Here is a 22,243-nt window from a genome sequence, read left to right on the forward strand (position 1 = left end):
ACATCTGTCCGGCATTCAATGAGGGACGGAAATGGCCAAGATCAAGAACGTAGCGGTCCAGATGGACCATGTCGCGGGCATCAATATCGCAGGCGATTCCACCTTCGCCATGAGCCTCGAGGCGCAAACGCGCGGCTACAAGCTTTTCCATTATACGCCCGAGCGGCTGAGCTTCCGTGACGGCAGGCTCTACGCCTCCGTCGAGCCGATGCTGCTGCGCGACGTGAAGGGCGACCATTTCGAACTCGGCGCCCCCGAGCGTGTCGATCTTTCGACCATGGACGTCGTGCTGCTCCGCCAGGACCCGCCCTTCGACATGGCCTACATCACCTCCACACATCTCCTGGAGCGCATCCATCCGAAGACGCTCGTCGTCAACGATCCGGCCTGGGTGCGCAATTCGCCGGAGAAGGTTTTCGTTACCGAATTTGCCGATCTCATGCCGAAGACGCTGATCACCAAGGATGCGGAGGAGATCCGCCGCTTCCGCGAAGAGATGGGCGACATCATTCTGAAGCCGCTCTACGGCAATGGCGGTGCCGGCGTTTTCCACTCGACCAGGGACGACCGCAACCTTTCCTCGCTGCTCGAAATGTTCGGCCAGCTTTTCCGCGAGCCCTTCATCGCCCAGCAATATCTGCCGGATGTCCGCAAGGGCGACAAGCGCATCATCCTCGTCGACGGCGAGCCGGTCGGCGCCATCAACCGGGTGCCGGCCGAGCACGACAGCCGCTCCAATATGCATGTCGGCGGCCGCGCGGAGGCCACCGAACTGACGGCCCGCGAAAAGGAAATCTGCAGGCGCATTGGCCCGGCATTGAGAGAACGCGGTTTCCTGCTTGTCGGGATCGATGTCATTGGCGACTACCTGACCGAGATCAACGTCACCTCTCCGACGGGACTCCGGGAGGTCCGCAAGTTCGGCGGTGCCGATATCGCAAGCCTCCTCTGGGATGCCATCGAGCGCAAGCGCGCCTGACCGTTCCGGCTTCTGTTCCCTTTCGTTCGCGCTCTGCGTACTCGCTGCAACCCGGCTGCAACGAGTACGTGAGTCCGTTCTTTTATTGTTCTTGTTTTATTCTTTCTTCTATGTAAGATTGCAATCTGTGGCGACAACAAGTCGCAAAACGGGCGTAAAAGTTGCAGGCAGGGGATGGGCATGGTCGCGCGCGTCAGTACGGTTGCATTTCAAGGCATTGAAGGCGTACCTGTGGAGGTCCAGGTGATGGTCGCTCCCGGTAAAGTGGGAATGCAGATCGTCGGGTTGCCCGACAAGGCCGTGGCGGAAAGCCGCGATCGTGTGCAGGCGGCACTCCATGCTTCCGGTCTCGCGTTGCCGGCAAAGAGAGTAACGGTCAATCTCGCGCCTGCCGATCTGCCGAAGGAAGGCAGCCACTTCGATCTGCCGATCGCGCTCGGCCTGATGGCGGCGCTTGGGGCCATACCGGCGGATGCGCTTTCCGAGTTCGTCGTGCTTGGCGAACTCAATCTCGACGGCACGATTGCGCCGGTTTCCGGCGCGCTCCCGGCGGCGATCGGCGCCAACGCTATGGGCAAGGGCCTGATATGTCCGGCTGAAAGTGGCGCGGAAGCCGCATGGGCAGGCGCCGACCTCGACATCCTCGCACCGCGCAGCCTGATCGCGCTCGCCAATCATTTCCGGGGAACGCAGGTGCTTTCGCGACCGGAGCCATCTATCCGCGCCAATGCGGCCAACCTGCCGGACCTTGCCGACATCAAGGGGCAGGAGAGCGCCAAGCGCGCGCTCGAAGTGGCAGCCGCCGGCGGGCATAATCTCCTGATGGTCGGTCCGCCCGGCTCCGGCAAGTCGATGCTGGCAGCGCGGCTACCCTCCATCCTGCCACCGCTTTCGGCGGCCGAGCTTCTCGAAGTCTCGATGATCCATTCCATTGCCGGCCAGCTTTCCGGCGGCAAGCTCTCGGATCGCCGTCCGTTCCGCACGCCGCATCATTCCGCGACGATGGCGGCGATGGTCGGCGGCGGCCTGCGTGCGAGGCCCGGCGAAGCGTCGCTGGCGCATCACGGCGTCCTCTTCCTGGACGAGTTTCCCGAATTTTCGCCGCAGGCGCTGGATGCACTGCGCCAGCCGCTGGAAACGGGTGAGTGCATCATCGCCCGTGCCAACCACCGGGTTTCCTATCCGGCGAGCATCCAGCTTGTCGCGGCTATGAACCCCTGCCGCTGCGGCATGGCCGGCGAACCGGGCCACAGCTGCGCCCGCGGCCCGCGTTGCCAGTCGGATTACCAGGCGCGAATTTCCGGACCCTTGATGGACCGCATCGATATCCGCATCGACGTTCCTGCGGTGTCCGCAGCCGACCTCATTCGCCCGATGGCAGCCGAGACAAGTGCCGCGGTGGCAGCCCGCGTCGCGCTCGCCCGGGAGATCCAGCAGGATCGCTTCATTGCGGCGGGTCTTGCAGGGATTGTCACGAATGCCCGCTGTTCGACGGCAGCGATCGAAAAATATGCCGAACCGGATGCCGGCGGCCTGCAGCTACTGCGCGACGCCGCCGAGAAAATGCGGTTTTCAGCACGCGGCTATCACCGCGTGCTGAAGGTGGCGCGGACACTTGCCGATCTCGACGGCAAGCCCATGGTCGGGCGTATTCATCTTGCGGAAGCCATTTCCTACCGGATTGCCGGCGAGCGGTTGACGGTGGCTGCGTGAGATGAGCGAGTAGGAAGTCGCAAATAGCGAATAGTTACATGGCTTGCCTGCAGCCTCGAAGGCGGTAGCCTCTCGCTATTCAGTTCCCTAGTCCTTCAAATAGCGCCGTCGAAAGATAGCGCTCTGCGAAAGACGGAATGATAACGACGATATTCTTGCCCGCATTCTCCTCGCGGCGACCGATCTCGATGGCAGCCGCCAGCGCCGCACCAGAGGAAATGCCGACGGGAACACCCTCGAGCTTGGCGACGAGGCGGGCTATCTCCATGGACTGGGCGCTGTTGACGGTGACGATCTCGTCATAGATCTTGGTATCGAGGATCGCAGGGGCAAAGCCGGCGCCGATGCCCTGGATCTTGTGCGGGCCTGGCTGGCCGCCGGATAGAACAGGAGACTCTTCCGGTTCGACCGCAATCACCTTGATTTCCGGCTTCTTCGACTTCAGAACCTGGCCGGCCCCTGTGATTGTGCCGCCCGTGCCAATGCCGGAAACGAGAATGTCGACGGTGCCTTCGGTATCGTTCCAGATTTCCTCGGCCGTTGTCTTGCGGTGGATTTCCGGGTTTGCCGGATTCTCGAACTGCTGGGGGATGATGGCGTCGGGAAGCGACGCGGCAAGTTCTTCCGCCTTGGCGATTGCGCCCTTCATGCCCTTCGACCCTTCGGTCAGCACGAGTTCGGCGCCGAGCAGCGCCAGCATCTTGCGGCGCTCGACCGACATGGTCTCCGGCATGGTAAGGATGAGCTTATAGCCCTTGGCCGCGGCTGCGAAGGCGAGCGCGATGCCAGTATTGCCCGAGGTCGGTTCGATGAGCGTCGAGCGGCCGGGCGTAATTTTGCCCTGAGCTTCGAGACTCTCGATCATGGCGACGCCGATGCGATCCTTGACCGAGGCAATCGGGTTGAAGAATTCGAGCTTGGCAAGAAGATTTGCCCTGACGCCCTTTTCCTTGGCGAGCTTGTCGAGGCGAACAATCGGCGTATCGCCGATGGTCTCGGTGATCGACGAGTAGATGCGGCCACGGCCCGGTTTCCTCAGCATGAATACGCTCCCTTAATGATGGTTGGGGAAGAGAATAGGGTCAAAGTCTGAAGCAGGCCAGAGTGCCTTGCTTCACGGGAGCATGATTGGAGGGAAAATATCGTTTGGAACAGCTGCTTTGCAGAACGAATTTTTCAGGCCGCGCGGGTGGCGATGAAAGCGGCAGTGCCGGCCAGAATGCCGGCGGCCGTCTTGTTCAGCGCCCGTAGCGCGCGTGGTTGCTTGAGCATCATTCGCGCGCGCGAGGCAAGGAGCATATAGGGCACCAGAACAACCAGCAACACGATGAAGGTGGTTGCCAGGAGGATGCTGTATTCGCGGAGCCCGATGTGACTTATGTCGATCAACGTCGGGACGAGGGCGACATAGAAGAGCATCGTCTTCGGGTTGCCGAGCGTCACCAGCAGGCCGGACAGGAAGCTCATGCCAATGCTGCTTGATTTGCGCGCGGCAATATTCTGCGGCAGGAGCCCGGCCGTCCATAGCTTGTACGCGATATAGCAGAGATAAAGCACGCCGGCGAATTTGATGACGAGGAAAATTCCGGTGAAGGTCTGCGCCACGAAGGCAAGGCCGAGGATCACCGCTGTCAGGTAAGTGATGTCGCCAAGAACAAGGCCTAGCCCCATGAAAAACGTCTCGCGAAAATTCGAGCCGAGCGCGCGGGCGACGATCGCAGTGATGCCCGGCCCGGGGATTGCCGCCGCGATGAAGAGCGCCGCTGCATAGGCGAATAGGGCGGTGAACGACATGATGTGGCTCCTGCTTCCATCGCCTTCTACGCCTGCAACCCGTTGGTTTCAACACCCGGCACTTTGTCATCATGCTGCGGTCGCTTGCCGCTATTGACGCTGGCTGGCGCGGTTCTAGTTCCAAGGCGGTGGTTGATCGCCGATCGAAGCCGGCACTGCCGGAGCCGCCAAATCCGGGACCACAAGCCGTTCCGGCACTTGCCATTGCCTGACACTGACGCTCGCCAAAGGAGACACCTTATGAGCCCCACAGACGCCGAAAAGCGCAAACTCGCCCCGCTTGCCACCCCCACGGACCTGAAAAGCAATGCCATTCAGGATATTTCGGGCGCTCTGGCTGCGCTGCTGGCAGATGTCTTTGCGCTTTACATGAAGACCAAGAATTTCCATTGGCATATGTCAGGGCCGCATTTTCGCGACTATCACCTGATGCTGGACGAGCAGGCTGAGCAGATTTTTGCTACGACCGATGCGATTGCCGAACGCGCCCGCAAGATCGGCGGCACGACGCTGCGTTCCATCGGCCATATCGGTCGCCTGCAGCGCATCAATGACAATGACGCGGAGTACGTCACGCCGGAGGATATGCTGGCGGAACTGCGCGACGACAACAGGCAGCTGGTATCGCTGTTGCGCGAGACCCACGATGTCTGCTCCGAGCACAATGATTTCGCCACCACGAGCCTGCTGGAAGTGTGGATCGACGAGGCCGAGCGCCGGACCTGGTTCCTGTTCGAGACGACCCGCCAGCCGAAATAGCCTCGCTCGTTTCTCAGATCATCAGCCCGCCCGCGCGCGCAACAGCTGCGCGGGCGTCCAACCAAGGTTCATGCCTGCCGCGGCGACCAGGATGATGGCTGCGCCGACCAGTTGCAGAGGCTGCAATTCGTGTCCGAATGCCAGTCGATCCACGAGAATTGCGGCGATCGGATAGATGAATGACAGCGCCCCGGTCAGATGGATCGGCAGCTTCTGGATCGCGCCGTAGAGCAGCACATACATCAGCCCTGTATGCACGATGCCCATTGTGATCAGGATCGACCATGACTGGCCATCCGTGGGCAGGTCAGAGAAATTCATGGTCGGCAGCAGCATCAGCACTCCGGTCGATACCTGAATGAGTGCGATCAGATGCGGCGGCGTGCCCTTCAGCCACTTTGCGGCGAGTGCGGCGAGTGCATAGAAGAAGGCCGCTCCGAGCGCCAGCGCAATACCCACACCATAGCTGCCTGAAACGGCCCCGGCCTCAGGCTTGGCTTCGACAATCGCCAACATGCCGGCAAAGGCAAGCGCCAGCCAGAACAGTTTGGCCGCCGTGATCCTCTCTCCGAGAAACGCGGCACCAAGCGCCAGCAGCATGAAGGGCTGCGTGTTGTAGACGGTCGTCGCGATCGAAATGGATGCGTGGGAATAGGAGGCGAAAAGCAGCAGCCAGTTCAGCACGATGGCGATCCCGCCGAGGACGGCTATGCCAAAGGCTTTCGGCGAGAGAATACACGGTTTCAGGAACCCCAAGGCGCCGCAGATGACAAGCAGGCTCGCCGCGCCGAAGAGGCAGCGCCAGAAGACGACACCGCTCACCGGCTGTCCAGACATGACGACAAACCAGCCGATTGTCCCGGAAATCACCATGGCTGCCGTCATCTCCGCGGCGCCTCTGCCTATGTCGTTCTGCATCACCATCTCCTCTGATCTGCTGGAGATTATTGCCTATGCGCGCCTGTTTCTATAATATGGAAGGTGTATGAATGCTGTTTTCCCTAAAAATAAAAGGCGAATTGGTATAAATGGCTAATGACGTGTTTCGCTTGGACGGCATCGATCAGCGGCTCCTCGATGCGCTGGCTGAGAACGCACGCATTTCCCTGAAGGAGCTGGCGCAGGCCGCCAATCTCTCGTCGCCAAGTGCGGCGGAGCGGTTGCGCCGGCTTGAGGAGCGCGGCGTCATCAAGGGCTTCACGATCGATATAGACCCGGCGGCTCTCGGGTATCCGCTGCAGGCCATCGTCCGGGTCCGGCCGCTGCCGGGGCAACTCCACGTCGTCGAACGGATTATCCAGGACACACCGGAATTCATCGAATGCGACAAGGTAACGGGCGACGATTGCTTCATCGCACGCCTGGTCGTTCGCTCGATGGGAGAGCTTGACGGCATTCTGGACAAGGTGGCCGAGAAGGCGGAGACGAATACCTCGATGATCAAGGCCTCGCCGGTCAAGCGCCGCCTCCCGCCGCTTGCCAATCGGAAGACCGATAGCCCGTAAGTCGCGGCGGTTCTGCGTTGTCTAGAAGTCCGCCATCGGCGACAGCATGGCGGCAGCCGCGGGTGCCAGGTCCTCCGCGCCGCGCAGCATGAAGACCGTGCCGCTTTCGAGGAAGAGGGCCTCGCCGTGCCAATCAAGCTTGTCCGGCGCAAAGAAGACGTCGACCTGCGCAGGGGCCACGCCGAGCCCGCCGAGGATGACACCAAGAGGCGGAATTTTCTTGGCGACGACATCAAGGAGACTGAAGCGGCCCGGCTCCTCCTGTTTCCAAGCGATCACGGCGTGCTCCTCATCGAGCCAGCTCAGGGAGACCTCGGGATCGAGTTGCGTATTGATGAGAAACATTGCCGCGTTGTGTGAGACGGCGAGCACGTCCGAAACCGGAGCGCGCGTTTTCAGCGCTTCCTGCAGGAGAGCGAAATCGCCGCTGTTTCGCGGATCGAGCGGTTGGGCAGGCTTTGCCGTGAAATTGGGCCTCGGCGCCTTTCCGGAGTGGCGGTGCATCGGCAGGCTGCGAAAGCCGTAAGGTTCGTAGAGTGAGGGTTTGTCGGTGTAGAGGACGATCGCCTCGAACTCCCGGCTTCCGCACCACTCAAGCGCCTTCCGTGTCAGATCACGGTAAAGCCCGCGCCCTCGCCATGGCGGACGAACCGCGCCGGATTGAAAGGCGGCCGCGTTGATCTGCCGGCCGTTCATGACGAGCGGCATGGCAAAGGCGGATAGGTTGGCGGCAAGCGTCCCATCGGCGGCAAACCAGCCAAAGGGCATGCTCGTCGGATCAGGGCCGCCGAGGTCTTGCAGCGGACCGATGTCGATACCGAACGTGTCGTCGAGGAGAGAAACGAGTGCCCTCCACGCGACGGGATCATGAAAATAGTCCTGACGGAAGGTCAGCCCTGAGCCGTCGAATGGCTTGCTCATACGCCGGTTGAGCCGAAGCCGCCGGCGCCACGCGTCGTCGCGCTGCCTTCGGTTATCTCGGCGACGCGCACCTGAGTGACCGGTGCGATCACCATCTGGGCAATGCGCATGCCGCGCGTAATCTCAAAGGGATCTTCGCCGAGATTGATGAGGAGGACCTTCACTTCGCCGCGATAATCACTGTCGATCGTTCCGGGCGTGTTGAGGCAGGTGATGCCGTGCTTGAAGGCGAGCCCGGAGCGCGGGCGGATCTGCGCCTCGTAGCCATCGGGAATCTCGAAGATGAAGCCGGTCGGCACCAGCGCGCGCTTGCCCGGCGCGATGGTCAGCGGCGCGTCAACAGCCACGGCCGCGCGTAGGTCCATGCCGGCGGCACCGCTCGTTTCATAGGCGGGCAGGTCGAGGCCTTCGCCGTTCGGCAAACGGATAAGGTTGAGCTTGGGGCGGATGTCGTCATGAATGGTCATGCGGGCATTACTTTGCACCGGAAAGGCCAAGGTCAATTGCAATGGCGGGCTTTAATCGCTAGATACGCCGCAATTCCACAGGATTCACATCATGGCCGAAAGTCTCGCCGAGGCGGTTTCCCGCCGCCGCACATTCGCTATTATCGCGCACCCGGATGCGGGTAAGACCACGCTCACCGAAAAGCTGCTGCTCTTCGGCGGGGCGATCCAGCTCGCCGGCGAAGTCAAGGCGAAGAAGGACCGCATCCAGACTCGGTCGGACTGGATGAAGATCGAGCGCGAGCGCGGCATTTCGGTGGTCACCTCCGTCATGACCTTCGAGTATGACGACAACGTCTTCAACATCCTGGATACGCCCGGCCACGAAGACTTCGCGGACGATACCTATCGCACGCTGACGGCGGTGGACGCGGCGGTCATGGTCATCGATGCGGCCAAGGGCATCGAGCCGCGCACGCTGAAGCTCTTCGAAGTCTGCCGCATGCGCGACATTCCGATCATCACCTTCATCAACAAGATGGACCGCGAGAGCCGCGATCCCTTCGAAATTCTCGACGAGGTGGAAGAGAAGCTCGCGCTGGACACTGCGCCGATTACCTGGCCGATCGGCCGCTCCAAGACCTTCTGCGGCTCCTATCATCTGGCGACCAATACGGTGCGCGGCTCAGATACGGAAGTCGAGGCGACGCCGGTGAACGGTCCGCAGAGCGTCGCCGACAGGCTGCCGGAAAACGAGCGGCAGGCGTTCATTGATGAAACGGAACTTGCGATCGAAGCTTGCCGGCCGTTCGACCGCCAGGCATTCCTCGAAGGCCACATGACGCCGGTGTTCTTTGGCTCGGCGCTGCGCAACTTCGGGGTCCGCGATCTGATCAACGCGCTCGGCGAATTCGCGCCGCCGCCGCGCGATCAAATTGCCGATATTCGCAAGGTGCATGCAAGCGAAGACAAGATGACGGCCTTCGTCTTCAAGATCCAGGCCAATATGGACCCGAACCACCGCGACCGCATCGCCTTTGCCCGTATCTGCTCGGGCAAGCTCGAGCGCGGCATGAAGGCGCGTCTTTCGCGCACGGGCAAGCAGCTCGGCCTCACCGCGCCGCAATTCTTCTTCGCCTCGCAGCGGCAGCTCGCCGACACCGCCTATGCCGGCGATGTCGTCGGCATTCCGAACCACGGCACGCTGCGCATCGGCGATACGCTGACCGAGGGTGAACCTCTGGTGTTCCAAGGGGTGCCGAACTTTTCGCCGGAGATTCTTCGCCGCGTCCGTCTCGAAGATGCGATGAAGGCGAAGAAGCTGAAGGAAGCCCTGCAGCAGATGGCCGAAGAGGGCGTTGTCCAGCTGTTTTCTCCGGAAGACGGCTCCCCGGCTATCGTCGGCGTCGTTGGTGCCCTGCAGCTCGACGTTCTGAAGGAGCGTCTGCAGGCGGAATACGGCTTGCCGGTCTCGTTCGAAATGTCGCGCTTCTCCGTCTGCCGCTGGGTCTCGTCCGACCAGCCGAGCGAACTCGACAAGTTTCTCACGGCCAAGCGCGGCGATATCGCCCGCGATCTCGATGGCGATCCGGTGTTTCTGGCGCAGGACGGCTTCTCCCTGCGCTATGAGGCGGAGCGCTACCCGGCGATCAAGATGGCTGCGATCAAGGAATATCACGTCGCCAAGGCAGCGTGATATTGGATGAGATATAACGATCTGTCATGATGCCCTGCACCGAAGGGGAAGATCATGGTTCGAGAAAACGAAATCAGGGAAAACGAAGTCGCTGTCGAATCGCCGTCGGCGACCGACGCGGGGCTGGTGTTTATCGGGCGTATCCTGACGCCCTGGACGTCGCGCATGGAGACGCCGCGTCAGGGGCGGCACGACGGTCCGCTCTGCAGGATCGAGATCTTCGAGCCGTGGAAACAGGCGCTCCAGGGCGTGGAGGCGTTCGAACGGCTGGAAGTGCTCTATTGGCTGGACAGAGCACGGCGCGATCTCGTGCTTCAGAGCCCCGCCAATAGCGGGAAGGTGCATGGCACATTTTCGCTTCGCTCGCCCGTCCGCCCGAATCCGATCGGGACGGCCATCGTCAAGCTGGAGGGCATTGATGACGACACTTTGCTGGTTCGCGGGATGGACTGCCTCGACGGCACGCCGCTTCTCGATCTGAAGCCGGATCGCACATTGTTTAAGCCCATCGCGCCGCCGCAGGCCGGCGATTTCCAGACCGGCGACGACGTGGCGCACTATTGCAAGAAGGCCTGACGATCAGTCGACGGCGATCATGACATCGGAGGCCTTGACGACTGCATAGGCCTCACGACCGACCGCAAGCCCGAGTTCGTCGACGGACTCGTTGGTGATGGAAGCCGTAACGATCGATCCACCGCCGATATCGATTCGGACATGCGCCGTGGTCGCACCCTTCTTCACCTCGACGATTCGGCCTTTCAGTCGATTGCGTGCACTGATCTTCATGAGACGCCTCCCGTTTCGCAACGACTAAGTGTAGCGGCGGAGATTAGCCGCAGCAATCCTACTCCCCGCGCGGATAGCGCTGGTTTTCTTCCAGCACGTTCAGGTCCATGTGGTTACGCATATAGCGCTCCGAGGCCTTCTGCAGCGGCTGATAGTCCCAGGGATAATAGGCGCCGTTACGCAGCGCCGCATAGACGACCCAACGGCGCGCCTGGCTTTCGCGCACGGCTGCGTCGTAGCTTGCGAGGTTCCAGCGCTTGCCGGCCTGTTTGGTCAACTCTTCCAGAGTTCCGGCGTAGGCAGGGTCGTTGGCCAGGTTCTTCAACTCGTGCGGATCGGCATCGAGGTCGAAGAGCATCGGCGGGTCTTTTTCGCAGAGCGACAGCTTGTAGCGGCCGTCGCGCAGGCAGACGAGCGGCGCGATCGAGCCCTCCGCTGCATATTCCATCGGTACCGCGCCGCGGCCGCCTGTGCCGGTTGCGAGCGGGCCAAGGTCTTCTCCGTCGGTCCATTTCTTCAGCGAGGTAATGTCGAGACCGGCAAGACCAGCCAGCGTCGGCGTCACGTCCAGTGTCGAAACCGGCTGATCGATGCGGGCCGCATTCCAGCCCGGTGCGGCGATCATCAGCGGCACGCGCGCCGAGCCGTCGAAGAAGCACATCTTGAACCAGAGCCCGCGTTCACCGAGCATGTCGCCGTGGTCGGAGACAAAGAGAATGATGGTGTTCTCGGCCATCCGTCCGCGTTCCAGCACGTCGAGGATCTCGCCGATCTTCTCATCGATGTAGGAGATATTGGCGAAGTAGCCTCTGCGCGCACGCCGGATCTCTTCGGGTGAAATGTCAAAAGCCTTGTAATCGCAGGCTTCGAGCAGGCGCTGGGAATGCGGATCAAGCCGATCGAACGGGATCGGCCCCACTTCCGGGTCGAGCGCCGCGCAATCCTCGTAGAGATCCCAAAATTTCCGCCGCGCGACATAAGGGTCGTGGGGATGCGTGAAGCTCACGGTGAGACACCAAGGCCGCTCGTCCTGCCGGCGGGAAAGGTCATAAAGCTTGCGGACGGCGTGGTGGGCGACCTCGTCGTCATATTCCATCTGGTTGGTGATTTCGGCGACGCCGGCGCCGGTGACGGAACCGAGATTGTGATACCACCAGTCGATGCGTTCGCCGGGCTTCGTGTAGTCGGGGGTCCAACCGAAATCGGCAGGGTAGATATCGGTCGTCAGCCGTTCCTCAAAGCCGTGAAGCTGATCCGGGCCGACGAAGTGCATCTTGCCGGATAGCGCCGTCTGATAACCGGCGGCCCGTAGATGATGCGCATAGGTGGGGATGTCGGAGGCGAATTCCGCGGCGTTATCATAGACACGCGTGCGGCTCGGAAGCTGGCCCGACATGAAGGAGGCCCGCGCCGGCGCGCAGAGCGGGCTCGCCGTATAGGTATTGGCAAAGCGCACGGAGCGCTTCGCCAATGCCTTCAGATGCGGCGCGTGAAGAAACTCGGCTGGCCCATCCGGAAACAGCGTTCCGTTGAACTGGTCAACCATGAGGATAAGGATGTTGGGGCGCGCCATGGGTATTCTGTCCTTGGGTCTTAGAGGCCGAGAGAGCTCTTCACTGCGTCTGCAGCGGGTTTCCCGTCGATCGTCGTCACGCCGGCAAGCCAGGGATCGACGGCCTTCGGATTGGCCTTCAGCCATGCCGTTGCCGCGGCCTTCGGATCGTCGCCGCCCAGGATCGAGCCCATCAGCGAGTTCTCCATGCCGATTTCGAACTTGAGGTTCTTGAACAGCGCGGCCGCGTTCGGGCACTTTTCCGGCCAACCGGTGCGCGCCAGCGTATAGACCTCGGCGCCGCCGAAATTCGGGCCGAAATAGGCGTCGCCGCCGGACAGGTATTCGAGCGAGAACTGCTCGTTCATGGGATGCGGCGCCCAGGCAAGGAAGACAACCGCGCTCTTGTCCTTCCCGGCTCGCTCGACCTGCGCCAGCATTGCCTGCTCGCCGGATTCGACGAGCTTCCAGTCCTTGAGGCCGAAGTCGTTGGCGTCAATCATTTTCTGGATATTGGAGTTCGCCGGAGCGCCCGGCTCGATGCCGTAGATCTTGTGATCGAATTCGTCGGCGTGCTTCTGCAGGTCGGCGAAGTCCTTCACGCCCTTTTCGGCGACGTAGGTCGGGACGGCGAGCGTGAACTTTGCACCTTCGAGGTTCTTGTTCAGCACCACGGTTGCCTTCGCAGATGTCAGGTCGTCGATGAAAGCCTTCTGCGCCGGCATCCAGTTGCCAAGGAAGACATCGATCTCGCCATTCTTCATCGATTGGTAGCCGATCGGGACCGAGAGCGTCTTGACGTCGGCTTCGTAGCCGAGCGCAGCCAGAACGACCGAGGTCACGCCGTTGGTGGCAGTGATGTCGGTCCAGCCCGGATCGGACATGCGAATGGTTTTGCAGGATGCGTCGTCGGCAGCGGAAGCAGCGCCGAAAGAGACGACGGAAAGGAGGAGGCCGGCAGCAAACCGGTTCATGCGCGAAATTCTTTTCATTGCAGTTCCCCTGTTATTCGAGCAATTTATTGAACATCAACTTGGTTTCCCTTGTGAAGCTGGGTTTTTTCGATGGATGGCCAAAGGAAATTTTATGGCAGAGCGGCCGGTTGACCTGGGGTGGGTTCGCGTATTTGCCGCGGTCGGCAAGCTCGGCAGTCTGTCGTCCGCCGCCGAAATTCTGGGTCTCACCCAGCCTGCCGTCAGCTATCAGATTCGTCGCCTGGAAGAGCAGATGGGCGTCGATCTCCTGCAGCGGCAACATCGCGGGGTGGAGTTGACACCCGAAGGACGGAGGCTTTTCGACATCGCCTCACGCACCGTTGGTGATATCGACACGCTGGTGCGCAGCTTCCGCAACCAATCCGAACGCCCGGCAATCAGGCTGAGAACGGACTATGCCTTCTCCTCTTTGTGGCTGATACCGCGCATGCATGCCTTCCGCCTGCTCTACCCGGAAATGGATATCCAGATCGTTGCGACACAGCGGATGGAGGGCCTGCTGGACGGCGCCGACTTTGCCGTTGTCTTCGGGACGCGGGGCGAGTTCGGCGGCGACACGCAACTGCTCCTGCCGGAAAAAGTGGTCCCGGTCTGTACGCAGGGCTTTCTCGATCGAAACGGCCCTTTAACCGACCCCGCCGATCTTGCCAAGGCACGCCTTCTGCATCTCGATACGCGCGGGCCGTCGCCCTGGTTCGATTGGAAGAGCTATCTCGCCGAACTCGGGATCGGCCGCGATCCGGCCGCAGGGCACGGAGAGCTTAGTTTCAACACCTACTCGCTTGTCGTGCAGGCGGCGATCGGCGAGCAGGGGCTGGCAATCGGCTGGCTCGGCCTGGTGGATTCGCTGCTGTCGTCCCGCATGCTTGTCGCGGCCGGACCGATACTTGAAGCGCAGGACCGCGGCTACTGGCTTCTGCCGCCGAAATCGCGGAGCGCTGAAACCGATCGGCTGGTAGCCTGGCTGATCTCAGAGGCTCAGCTCGACTGAACTGATCGTGGTGCAAGATCATTCAGAAAGTCCCGGCACCAGCGAGAAACGTCATGCTCCAGCAAATGATCCATCATCACCTTCCAACGCTCAAGCCGCTCTTCCAGCGGCATGCTGAGTGCCCGCGCCAATGCATTTGCGGCCCCTTCAATGTCGTAGGGATTGACCAGCAGCGCTCCCTTTAGCTCGCGCGCCGCACCGGCGAAACGCGAAAGCACCAGCACGCCCGGATCGTTTGGATCCTGCGCCGCCACATATTCTTTCGCGACGAGGTTCATCCCGTCTCGAAGCGGCGTCACCAACCCGACTTTGGCGAGCCGGTAGAGTCCTGCAAGAATATGGCGGCCCACGGAGCGGTTGATGTAGCGGATCGGCACCCAGTCGACGGCGCTCAAGGCTCCGTTCACCCTGCCGGCCTGTTCAGCAACGGTACGCTGCATGGCTTCATACTCCGGGACTTCGGAGCGCGATTTCGGAGTGATCTGCAGATAGGTGACGCGTCCCTGCTGTGCCGGATTGGTCAGGATGAAACGCTCGAAGGCATCGATGCGCTGCGTAATTCCCTTGGAATAGTCGAGGCGATCGACGCCGATGATCAGGCTGCGGCCTTCGACGCTTTCCCGCGCCTTCTTGACCATGCTGTTGGTCGATGCCTTTCTCGCAAATTCGGCAAAGGCCTCAGTCTCGATGCTGATTGCATAGGCTCCGCCCTTGAAGGTCCGGCCATGGGAGCTGAAGCGGCCGTCGCCGAGATCATCGCCGATGCCTTCACGCCTCAGACAGCCGGCGAAGTTCTCGAGGTCGTGATCGGTCTGGAAGCCGACGAGATCGTAATGGGACAGGCCGCGCATGATCTCCTCGTGGACCGGCATCGTGAAGAGCACGTCGGCAGGCGGCCAGGGAATATGGAGGAAGAAGCCGATGCGGTTCTTCAAGCCCATCTGACGCAGCTCCGCGGCAAGCGGAATCAGGTGGTAGTCGTGCACCCAGATGACGTCATCAGGCTCGATAAGCGGCGCCAGCCGATGCGCGAAGAAGCGGTTGACGCGAAAATAGCCGGCCATTTCCTTCCGGCCGTACTCGGCAAGATCCAGCCGGTAATGGCAGATCGGCCAGAGAACGCGGTTGGCGAAGCCGTGGTAATATTCCTGCACATCGGTATCGGTCAGGTCCGTAAGTGCGTAGGTGATATTACCTTGCTGCAGCTGCGCAAGTGGCTGCGGCTCATGTTCGCCGCTCGATTTTCCCGACCAGCCCATCCATATGCCGCCACGCTCTTCGAGAGCCGCTTTCAGCGCGACCGCCAGCCCTCCGGCGGGCGCAATGCCGCCCTTATCCGGAACGGGCACGCGATTGGACACAATGACGAGGCGGCTCATGCCAAATTCCTTTCAAACGCGAATAAAATGTCAGGTACTCAAATCTTAGGAGACTAACTCAGCGATAATGGCCCGCAGTTCCTGGGAGGAGGGGATGGACCAGCGCGCTTCGCTGGCAGGCGAAAGCGGCCCGATGCGGATCGAATGACCGCCGATCCGGTTGGCCGTGCGAAACATCGCTTCGTCGGTCACATCATCGCCGATCGCGATCGGGCGTCTGCCGGCGAAAACCGGTTGCGCCAGAAATGCCTCCATGGCATGGCCTTTGTCGGCGGCCGCCGGGCGGATCTCGATCACCATCTTGCCGTGCTGGATGGTCCAGTTCGGTCCTGCTCGGCTGAGCGCCCGCTCCATCAGCGGTTCAAGTTCAACATGTCTCTCCGGCGCAAGCCGGTAATGCGCGGCGACGGCCGCTCCCTTGTCCTCGATCAGGACGCCCGTCCAGCCGGCCGTCTCAGCAACAAGGTCTGCCTTCAGTCGCTCGAAGTCCGCCGTCGTTTCGATTTTGTGAACATGCCCGTTCGGATCGCGGCGCTCGGCACCATGAAGTCCCGCGATCGGAAAACGAAACGGTGAAAAAGCGCCGTCCACAAAATCAAGCCCGCGGCCAGTCACGAGCGCCAGGGCACCCCCGAGCTTGTTCGACAAGGCATCGAGATTTGCCGGAAGAGACGGCGGAACGGCTATCGCGTCCGGCGTTTGTGCGATGTCAAGCAAAGTGCCGTCGATATCGAGGAAGAGAGCCCAGCTCTGCGGATTGTCAGAGAGAGCGGCGAGAATAGAGTCCTTCCCTGAAACCGCATCCGATTTCGAGGTGCTGAGAGACTGCTTCTGGTATGACATGAGGCTCTATCTATGTCAGCGCCCCCTTCCGGCAACCCTAGCTTTCTGTCTCGAAGCGCGGCAGGGCTTCGATATTGGCTGTCCAGGGCAGTGCTGAGCAACACCAGATCTGCTTGCGCGGCTGCAGTTCGGCCCGCTGGTCGATCGTGCCGACACGGATGCCGACGAAGGCGTTGTCTTCTCCCTTGCGATAGAGATGCGAGCCGCAGTCGGGGCAGAAGAACTGCTGGCTCGGCGCCCCGCTATCGCCGCGCTTGACGTAGGTTTTGGGCGTCCCGCGGAGAAGCCGGAAATCCTCTTGCCGCGCGACCGTGCTGACGCGATAGGCCGTTCCCGTCAGCCGCTGGCAGTCGGTGCAATGGCAGATGCTGACGCGCTCGGGATCGATTTCGGCCTCATAGGCAATTGCGCCGCAATGGCATCCTCCGGTAACGCGCATGCCTTCCTCATTCCGCCATCTGCGCCGCCTGATGCTGGCCATAGAAAGTTTTGGCATCGGCCGTGAAAGCGGCACGCTCCTCGGCATTGGTGTAGAACATATGGCCGCCGCGATAGACGTCCAGGCTCACGCGGCCCCTCGTCAGAGTTTCCGGCAGGTGATCCACAACGTAGCGGCTGACGCCGTAGGGCGTGACGAGATCGCTATAGCCATGCGCGATCATCAGGTGAAATGCCGGATTGGACGCGAGAAGTTCGCGGATGTCGTCCGTTGCGCTCGCCTGCAGGCGGCCGCTGCCGTGTCCACCGCCCCATTGCCACTGCCGGCTGACATCGCCGTCGAGCAACGTATAGGTCATCTCGGTCTTGAAGCCGAGCTCGTTGCGCGCGTAGCTGGAAAACGCGCCGCCATAAGCGCGGGCGAAGCCGTCGAGGATGGCATCGTCGCCCCGATCAGAGTCCGATTCCGGGTAGGCATCGGGCGTGGCGAACGACGCGTCGTAGGGGCTCATCACCTCGCCCTGCTGCCTGGCGGAGTTTTTGGCAAAGGCATTGCCGAGGAAGCCGCGAGTTCGGGTAACGATATCCGCGGGAATGCCGGTCATCGTTGAGACCTTGCCATAGAAGGCTTTGGCGGCATCTCCCTTCGGGGCAGGCCCAGCCAATGTCGTCAGATATTCGCCGAGGGCAAATTTTTCGGCCTCCTGCTGGGTCTTTTCGCTGAAGGTTTTGCGCCGTTCGGCTTCTGCGGCAACGAGCGAGGGGAGTTCGAGAGCAGCTCCCAACGCAAACTGATCGGCATCGAACATCAGCCGCCCTTCGAGCAACGGCGAGAGCATGACAGCACCGGTGACGATGATGCCCTGGCTCTCCTTCAGGGTGGCGGCGACCTTTGCCGCACGGAAGCCGCCGTAGCTTTCGCCGAGAAGATACTTTGGAGAGTCCGAGCGGTTGTTATGCGCCACGTAAAGCGCAATCGCCTTGGCAATGCTCTGCGCATCGGCGTTGACGTTGTAGTAATTCGAAGCGTCGTCGGCCTTTGCCGTGCGGCTCCATCCCGTGCCGATCGGATCGATCAGCACGAGATCGGTGAAATCCAGCCAGCTTTGCGGGTTGTCGACCAGTTTGGCATCTGCGCCGTCCCGGCCCTGCGGACCAAAGTCCAGTACGCGCGGGCCGACGACTCCAAGATGCAGGAATGCCGAGGCAGCACCTGGGCCACCGTTGAAGGCGAAGGTGATCGGCCTGTTGGCGGCACCGTTTTTGGCGACATAGGCGGTGTAGAATATCGCCCCGGTCTGGGTGCCATCCTGACCAAAGATATCAAGCGTTCCAGCTGTCGCGGTATAGGCCAGGCTGCGGCCGCCGATATTGGCCTCATGCTGCGTGACGGAATCGGACGGCAGCAGTTTCAGCACCCCCGGCCGCTCTTGGGCATTCGAGGCAGCCGGTATGGCAACGGTCAGCAGGGCGAACAGGATTGCAGATCGTAGATACACTCGTTTACTCCCGGGCAATTGCGCGACCGGAGATAGCGTAGCATCCGCTGCCTTGCAGAGACATCAAGAGATGGTGATGCAGACGTGAGGACCGCGCGCTTACGGCTTCTCGATCGTCCGGGCCTCGACATGAAGCGCACGTCCGGCGTTCCAGCCGTTGATTGCGGCTCCCAGTCCGAGCAGCACGAAGAGCACGGCGCTCCAGGCGAAACCGCCTGTGGCGCCGCGAATGAGGCCGACGATCAGCGGGCCGACGGCGGCCAGCAGATAGCCGACGCACTGTGCCATGCCGGAGAGATGCGCCGCGACATGGGGATCGCGTGAGCGCAACACGATCACCGTCATCGCCACCGCGATCAGGCCGCCTTGCCCTATCCCCTGCAGCACCGCCCAGAGCCAGACGGTCGAAAGCGGCGCAAAGAGCAGGCCGAGCAGGGCAACCACCGCAATGATGCATAGCGAAGCGTTGATTAGCCGCTGATCCTTGCCGCGCACGGCGATCTGCGGCGCGACGAGGCAGGCCGTCGCCTGCACCATGACGGATACGGAAACGATGGCGCCGGCCGTTACGCCATCAAGCCCGCGCTCGCGCAGGATCGGCACGAGCCAGCCGAAGACGCAGTAAGCCAGCGCCGATTGGAGGCCCATGAAAAGAGTGACCTGCCAGGCAAGCCGGTCCCGCCAAAGGCCCTCGACCCGGAAGCCGCTTCGCCGCGCTTGAGCCGGAATTCCAAGAACCTGCGGGAGCCAGAGGAAGGCGACGATGAACGCGGGCAACGCCCAGGCAGCAAGAGCCCCTTCCAGCGAGCCGCCTAGCGCGTGCTCGATCGGCAGGCTGAAGCCGGCGGCACTTGCGGCGCCGGCACAAAGCGCCATTGTGTAACAACCGGTCATCAGCGCCGCGCGATCGGCGAAATCGCGCTTGACCAAGCCCGGAAGCAGGACGTTGCCGATTGCGATACAGGCGCCCGCAAGCGCGGTTCCGAAAAAGAGAAGCGGGATGGAGGACAGCCCGCGCAAGGCCGTTCCGAGCGCCAGCAGCAAGAGCACGCCGAGCAGCGTTCGTTCGGTGCCGATGCGCTGCGCCAGTTTTGGCGCAAGCGGGGAGAAGGCGCCCAGGCAAACAACAGGAAGTGTGGTCAGCAGGCTTGCGCCAAGAGCCGAAAGACCGAGTCCCGCGCGAATTTCCGGCAACAGCGCCGAGGCGCTGGAAAAGATGGGGCGGAGGTTGAAGGCGATGAGCACCAGGCTGACGCCGAGAATAACGCGGCTTGCCGCTGTCGGCTGTGCCGGCGCTTGCGGTGCGGGAACGCTATCCGCCTCGGCATCGATCAACTGCTCGTCGATGGCATCGAGAGCCGGGGCACTTTCGGAAATGGAGGTGTTCATGACAGGATCATTCTTTCAAGGGCGGCAATCACAGGAGCCATGAACCGTCGCACGGCGGCATCCGCTTTCGCGGGCTGCCCCGTTTCGATAGCGTTGATGATATCGGCATGCGCTTTCATGTCGGGCTCGGGGATATCCTGGCCGAGTGTCGCTTCGATCGTTTCGGCGATGGAAGCCGAAAAGAATTCGTAGATCTCGATCATCGCCCGATTGCCAGACGCCGCGATGATCGCCCGGTGAAAGGCAAGATCGCGCTCGACGAAAGCCGCTTTATCGCCACCTTCGTAATTGCCTCGCTTTGCGAGGAGGTCGCGCAAGGCAGCAATAATTTCCGGCGTCTGGCGCAGCGAGGCGAGGCGGGCTGCCTCGACGTCCAAAGCACAACGCGCCTGGAATTGATCGCGCAGACTCGCCCGCCGGGCCATCGTCAATGCCCGGCTCGCATCCGTTGTCGAGACCACATAGGTCCCGGATCCTTGCCGTGTTTCGAGCAGGCCCTGCGAGACAAGCACGCGCACGGCCTCACGGATCGTGCCCCGGCTGACCGACAGCGCGGCGGAAAGAGCCGCTTCATTCGGCAGCTTGTCGCCGACGTTCCACCGCCTTGCGAGAATCTCGCCACGGATCGCTTCGATTGCCGTATCCGCGAGATTTGTTTTGTTGAGAGGTTGCATGGCCATTCATCAAGTCATCAGATGACTTGATGAATATGGCAGAACTCGGCGTCAGTCAAAGAAAATTTCAGCAATAAAAAAGGGCCGCGTCAGCGACCCTTTCCATGAGTTTGGCCTCTAACTGGCCTGGACCGCAAAGGCGGCCCCAGGAAGGCGGGATTAAAGCGAGGGCTGCCTCGCCTTCTTCACCTCTCCCATGCCCGTTGCGAGGTCCGAAATCTCATTAGACATTGGATCACCTTCCTTTCGTTCTGTTGTCGATAGTTGGAAGGTAGGTAAAAATTTCGGCGATGCAAGACAAATCGTCTTAATGTCCCGCCTTGATGAAGGTTCCGTTCTGCAGTTCGCGCATGGCCTGCATGATTTCCTCGCGCGAATTCATCACGATAGGACCGTGCCAGGCGACCGGCTCTTCGATTGGTTTTCCGGAGACGAGTAGGAAGCGGATTCCCTCGTCGCCCGCCTGGACGGTCACTTCATCGCCGCTGTCGAAGACGACGAGCGTGCGGTTGCCGGACATGTCGCGAATGTTGATCTCTTCGCCGTTCACTTCCTTCTCGACCCGGACGCCGAAGGGTTTCGAGGCGTCGCGGAACGTCCCTGAGCCGGCAAAGATATAGGCGAAGGCATTGCGGTAGGTATCGACCGGCAAGCGCTTCTTCTTACCCGGAGGTACTGAAACGTCCAGATAGATCGGCTCGGCGGCGACCCCGTCCACGGGACCGCCCTTGCCCCAGAAATTGCCGCAGATAACACGGACGGCGGTGCCGTCGTCATCGACGACGACCGGGATGTCGGAGGATTTGACGTCCTGATAGCGCGGTGCGGTCATCTTGAGGGAAGAGGGCAGATTGGCCCAAAGCTGGAAGCCGTGCATGCGGCCCGCGAAATCGCCCTTCGGCATTTCCTGATGCATGATGCCGCTGCCGGCCGTCATCCACTGGATGTCGCCCGCGCCGAGAAGGCCGCGATTGCCGAGACTATCGCCATGCTCGACGGTTCCGGCGAGCACGTAGGTAATCGTCTCGATCCCGCGATGCGGGTGCCATGGAAAGCCGCGGATGTATTCGGCCGGATTGTCGTTGCGGAAATCATCCATCATCAGGAAGGGATCGGTCATCGACGGATCGCCGAAACCAAAGACGCGGTGCAGCTTCACGCCTGCGCCTTCCATCGTGGGGACGGCTGTGCTTTCGTGTTTGACGGGACGGATCGACATGGAATCCTCTTATGTGGGTTCAACTTGCTGGCGACTATATCGGTAGTGCTGAACGGCGCGAAACCCGTGGCGGACAGAACTCAGTGTTCACAAAAGAAGATGCCTGATCGCCGAAAGTGATCGTCGGAGGCCTCGCCAATTCCCACGAATCCATTGCAAAACCTGCAATCATTAAGTTTTTATTCACCATCGCGCTCGACAATCGAGCAGGCAATTCCAAGCAGTCCTGCCGGGCAAGGGCGGGGTTCGGAGCAAGAGAGCATGTGTCGCTGGGCAGCCTATCGTGGAGACCCCCTCTATCTGGAGGAGCTGGTGTCCTCGCCCGCGCATTCCCTCATCGAACAATCCCACTGCGCCACTCGCGCCAAGACCGCAACGAACGGCGATGGCTTCGGCATCGCCTGGTATGGCGACCGGCCGGAACCGGGCCGCTACCGCGACATCCTTCCGGCCTGGTCGGATTGCAATCTGAAGAGCCTCGCGCGGCAGATCCGCTCGCCGCTCTTTCTTGCCCACGTGCGGGCGGCCACCGGCGGCGGCACCCGGCGCGACAATTGCCATCCCTTCACGCATGAAAACTGGTCTTTCATGCACAACGGCCAGATCGGCGGCTTCGAGCGCCTGCGCCGCCCGATGGAGGCGATGCTGGATGACGCGCTCTT

At 61.4% G+C, this 22,243-nt stretch carries 23 protein-coding genes; 8 read left to right on the forward strand and 15 right to left on the reverse strand.

Annotated elements, in window-relative coordinates; translation table 11 throughout:
• Window positions 1–31: 31 nt before the first annotated feature.
• Window positions 32–979: a glutathione synthase gene (gene gshB / locus ACPYOI_RS06770; RefSeq protein WP_481416867.1), complete on the forward strand. Its 948-nt coding sequence runs from the start codon at window positions 32–34 to the stop codon at window positions 977–979.
• A 180-nt stretch (window positions 980–1,159) separates the two neighbouring features.
• Entirely contained in the window at window positions 1,160–2,692 is a 1,533-nt protein-coding gene (locus tag ACPYOI_RS06775) for a YifB family Mg chelatase-like AAA ATPase (RefSeq protein WP_481416866.1), read from the forward strand.
• 79 nt (window positions 2,693–2,771) lie between these two features.
• Here ACPYOI_RS06775 and cysK read toward each other — a convergent pair whose 3' ends face one another.
• Window positions 2,772–3,734, reverse strand: coding sequence for a cysteine synthase A (gene cysK, locus ACPYOI_RS06780; RefSeq protein WP_481416865.1), 963 nt, complete (start codon window positions 3,732–3,734; stop codon window positions 2,772–2,774).
• Between the two features lie 134 nt (window positions 3,735–3,868).
• Window positions 3,869–4,486, reverse strand: a complete 618-nt coding sequence (locus ACPYOI_RS06785; protein WP_481416864.1) for a LysE family translocator — start codon at window positions 4,484–4,486, stop codon at window positions 3,869–3,871.
• A gap of 240 nt (window positions 4,487–4,726) precedes the next feature.
• Between ACPYOI_RS06785 and ACPYOI_RS06790 the strand changes: the two genes are divergently transcribed.
• A complete protein-coding gene (locus tag ACPYOI_RS06790; protein WP_168828036.1) occupies window positions 4,727–5,245 on the forward strand; it encodes a Dps family protein in 519 nt (172 codons plus the stop codon).
• A gap of 21 nt (window positions 5,246–5,266) precedes the next feature.
• On the opposite strand, the gene ACPYOI_RS06795 is transcribed toward ACPYOI_RS06790, so the two are convergent.
• Window positions 5,267–6,163 carry a DMT family transporter gene (locus ACPYOI_RS06795; protein ID WP_481422686.1) on the reverse strand — a complete coding sequence of 299 codons (897 nt, stop codon included), beginning with the start codon at window positions 6,161–6,163 and terminating at the stop codon, window positions 5,267–5,269.
• A gap of 110 nt (window positions 6,164–6,273) precedes the next feature.
• On the opposite strand from ACPYOI_RS06795, the gene ACPYOI_RS06800 reads away from it, so the two are divergent.
• Window positions 6,274–6,750 (forward strand): Lrp/AsnC family transcriptional regulator, encoded by a 477-nt coding sequence (locus tag ACPYOI_RS06800; RefSeq protein ID WP_481416862.1) that lies wholly within the window; start codon window positions 6,274–6,276, stop codon window positions 6,748–6,750.
• Window positions 6,751–6,771: 21 nt separating this feature from the next.
• Here the strand turns inward: ACPYOI_RS06800 and ACPYOI_RS06805 are convergent, their stop codons facing one another.
• Both ACPYOI_RS06805 and dut read right to left on the reverse strand, forming a co-directional pair.
• Window positions 6,772–7,671: a GNAT family N-acetyltransferase gene (locus tag ACPYOI_RS06805; RefSeq protein WP_481422687.1), complete on the reverse strand. Its 900-nt coding sequence runs from the start codon at window positions 7,669–7,671 to the stop codon at window positions 6,772–6,774.
• A complete protein-coding gene (gene dut / locus ACPYOI_RS06810; RefSeq protein WP_481416860.1) occupies window positions 7,668–8,138 on the reverse strand; it encodes a dUTP diphosphatase in 471 nt (156 codons plus the stop codon). The genes ACPYOI_RS06805 and dut overlap by 4 nt, the downstream gene beginning before the upstream one ends.
• 91 nt (window positions 8,139–8,229) lie before the next feature.
• Here dut and ACPYOI_RS06815 point away from each other — a divergent pair, with 91 nt between their 5' ends.
• Both ACPYOI_RS06815 and tsaA read left to right on the forward strand, forming a co-directional pair.
• Window positions 8,230–9,813 (forward strand): peptide chain release factor 3, encoded by a 1,584-nt coding sequence (locus ACPYOI_RS06815; protein ID WP_481416859.1) that lies wholly within the window; start codon window positions 8,230–8,232, stop codon window positions 9,811–9,813.
• Window positions 9,814–9,867: 54 nt separating this feature from the next.
• A complete protein-coding gene (gene tsaA / locus ACPYOI_RS06820) occupies window positions 9,868–10,389 on the forward strand; it encodes a tRNA (N6-threonylcarbamoyladenosine(37)-N6)-methyltransferase TrmO (RefSeq protein WP_481416858.1) in 522 nt (173 codons plus the stop codon).
• A 3-nt stretch (window positions 10,390–10,392) separates the two neighbouring features.
• On the opposite strand, the gene ACPYOI_RS06825 is transcribed toward tsaA, so the two are convergent.
• From ACPYOI_RS06825 to ACPYOI_RS06835, 3 genes are read right to left on the reverse strand one after another with little or no spacing between them, the layout of a single operon-like run.
• Window positions 10,393–10,602 carry a TOBE domain-containing protein gene (locus tag ACPYOI_RS06825; RefSeq protein ID WP_168828046.1) on the reverse strand — a complete coding sequence of 70 codons (210 nt, stop codon included), beginning with the start codon at window positions 10,600–10,602 and terminating at the stop codon, window positions 10,393–10,395.
• Window positions 10,603–10,660: 58 nt separating this feature from the next.
• Window positions 10,661–12,175 carry a choline-sulfatase gene (betC, locus tag ACPYOI_RS06830; RefSeq protein WP_481416857.1) on the reverse strand — a complete coding sequence of 505 codons (1,515 nt, stop codon included), beginning with the start codon at window positions 12,173–12,175 and terminating at the stop codon, window positions 10,661–10,663.
• Window positions 12,176–12,195: 20 nt separating this feature from the next.
• Window positions 12,196–13,128 (reverse strand): choline ABC transporter substrate-binding protein, encoded by a 933-nt coding sequence (locus ACPYOI_RS06835; protein ID WP_481416899.1) that lies wholly within the window; start codon window positions 13,126–13,128, stop codon window positions 12,196–12,198.
• A 112-nt stretch (window positions 13,129–13,240) separates the two neighbouring features.
• Between ACPYOI_RS06835 and ACPYOI_RS06840 the strand changes: the two genes are divergently transcribed.
• Window positions 13,241–14,140 carry a choline sulfate utilization transcriptional regulator gene (locus ACPYOI_RS06840; protein ID WP_481416898.1) on the forward strand — a complete coding sequence of 300 codons (900 nt, stop codon included), beginning with the start codon at window positions 13,241–13,243 and terminating at the stop codon, window positions 14,138–14,140.
• Here the strand turns inward: ACPYOI_RS06840 and otsA are convergent.
• The 7 genes from otsA to ACPYOI_RS06875 form a co-directional block, all read right to left on the reverse strand.
• Entirely contained in the window at window positions 14,128–15,519 is a 1,392-nt protein-coding gene (gene otsA / locus ACPYOI_RS06845) for an alpha,alpha-trehalose-phosphate synthase (UDP-forming) (RefSeq protein ID WP_481416856.1), read from the reverse strand. The genes ACPYOI_RS06840 and otsA overlap by 13 nt on opposite strands.
• Window positions 15,520–15,564: 45 nt before the next feature.
• Complete coding sequence (otsB, locus tag ACPYOI_RS06850) at window positions 15,565–16,362, reverse strand: trehalose-phosphatase (protein WP_481416855.1); 798 nt, start codon at window positions 16,360–16,362, stop codon at window positions 15,565–15,567.
• Window positions 16,363–16,399: 37 nt separating this feature from the next.
• Window positions 16,400–16,801 (reverse strand): GFA family protein, encoded by a 402-nt coding sequence (locus ACPYOI_RS06855; RefSeq protein ID WP_481416854.1) that lies wholly within the window; start codon window positions 16,799–16,801, stop codon window positions 16,400–16,402.
• 7 nt (window positions 16,802–16,808) lie between these two features.
• Window positions 16,809–18,299 carry a S10 family peptidase gene (locus tag ACPYOI_RS06860; RefSeq protein ID WP_481416853.1) on the reverse strand — a complete coding sequence of 497 codons (1,491 nt, stop codon included), beginning with the start codon at window positions 18,297–18,299 and terminating at the stop codon, window positions 16,809–16,811.
• A 99-nt stretch (window positions 18,300–18,398) separates the two neighbouring features.
• Window positions 18,399–19,688, reverse strand: coding sequence for a CynX/NimT family MFS transporter (locus ACPYOI_RS06865; protein WP_481416852.1), 1,290 nt, complete (start codon window positions 19,686–19,688; stop codon window positions 18,399–18,401).
• Window positions 19,685–20,362 (reverse strand): FadR/GntR family transcriptional regulator, encoded by a 678-nt coding sequence (locus tag ACPYOI_RS06870; protein WP_481416897.1) that lies wholly within the window; start codon window positions 20,360–20,362, stop codon window positions 19,685–19,687. The genes ACPYOI_RS06865 and ACPYOI_RS06870 overlap by 4 nt, the downstream gene beginning before the upstream one ends.
• A gap of 307 nt (window positions 20,363–20,669) precedes the next feature.
• The gene (locus tag ACPYOI_RS06875; protein WP_168828056.1) at window positions 20,670–21,581 is read right to left on the reverse strand and encodes a pirin family protein; all 912 of its coding nucleotides are present in this window, start codon (window positions 21,579–21,581) and stop codon (window positions 20,670–20,672) included.
• A 261-nt stretch (window positions 21,582–21,842) separates the two neighbouring features.
• On the opposite strand from ACPYOI_RS06875, the gene ACPYOI_RS06880 reads away from it, so the two are divergent.
• Window positions 21,843–22,243: class II glutamine amidotransferase (locus tag ACPYOI_RS06880; protein WP_481422688.1), on the forward strand; the 401-nt coding region annotated here is incomplete at its 3' end.

The organism is Rhizobium sp. SVR5-2C (genome assembly GCF_056755115.1).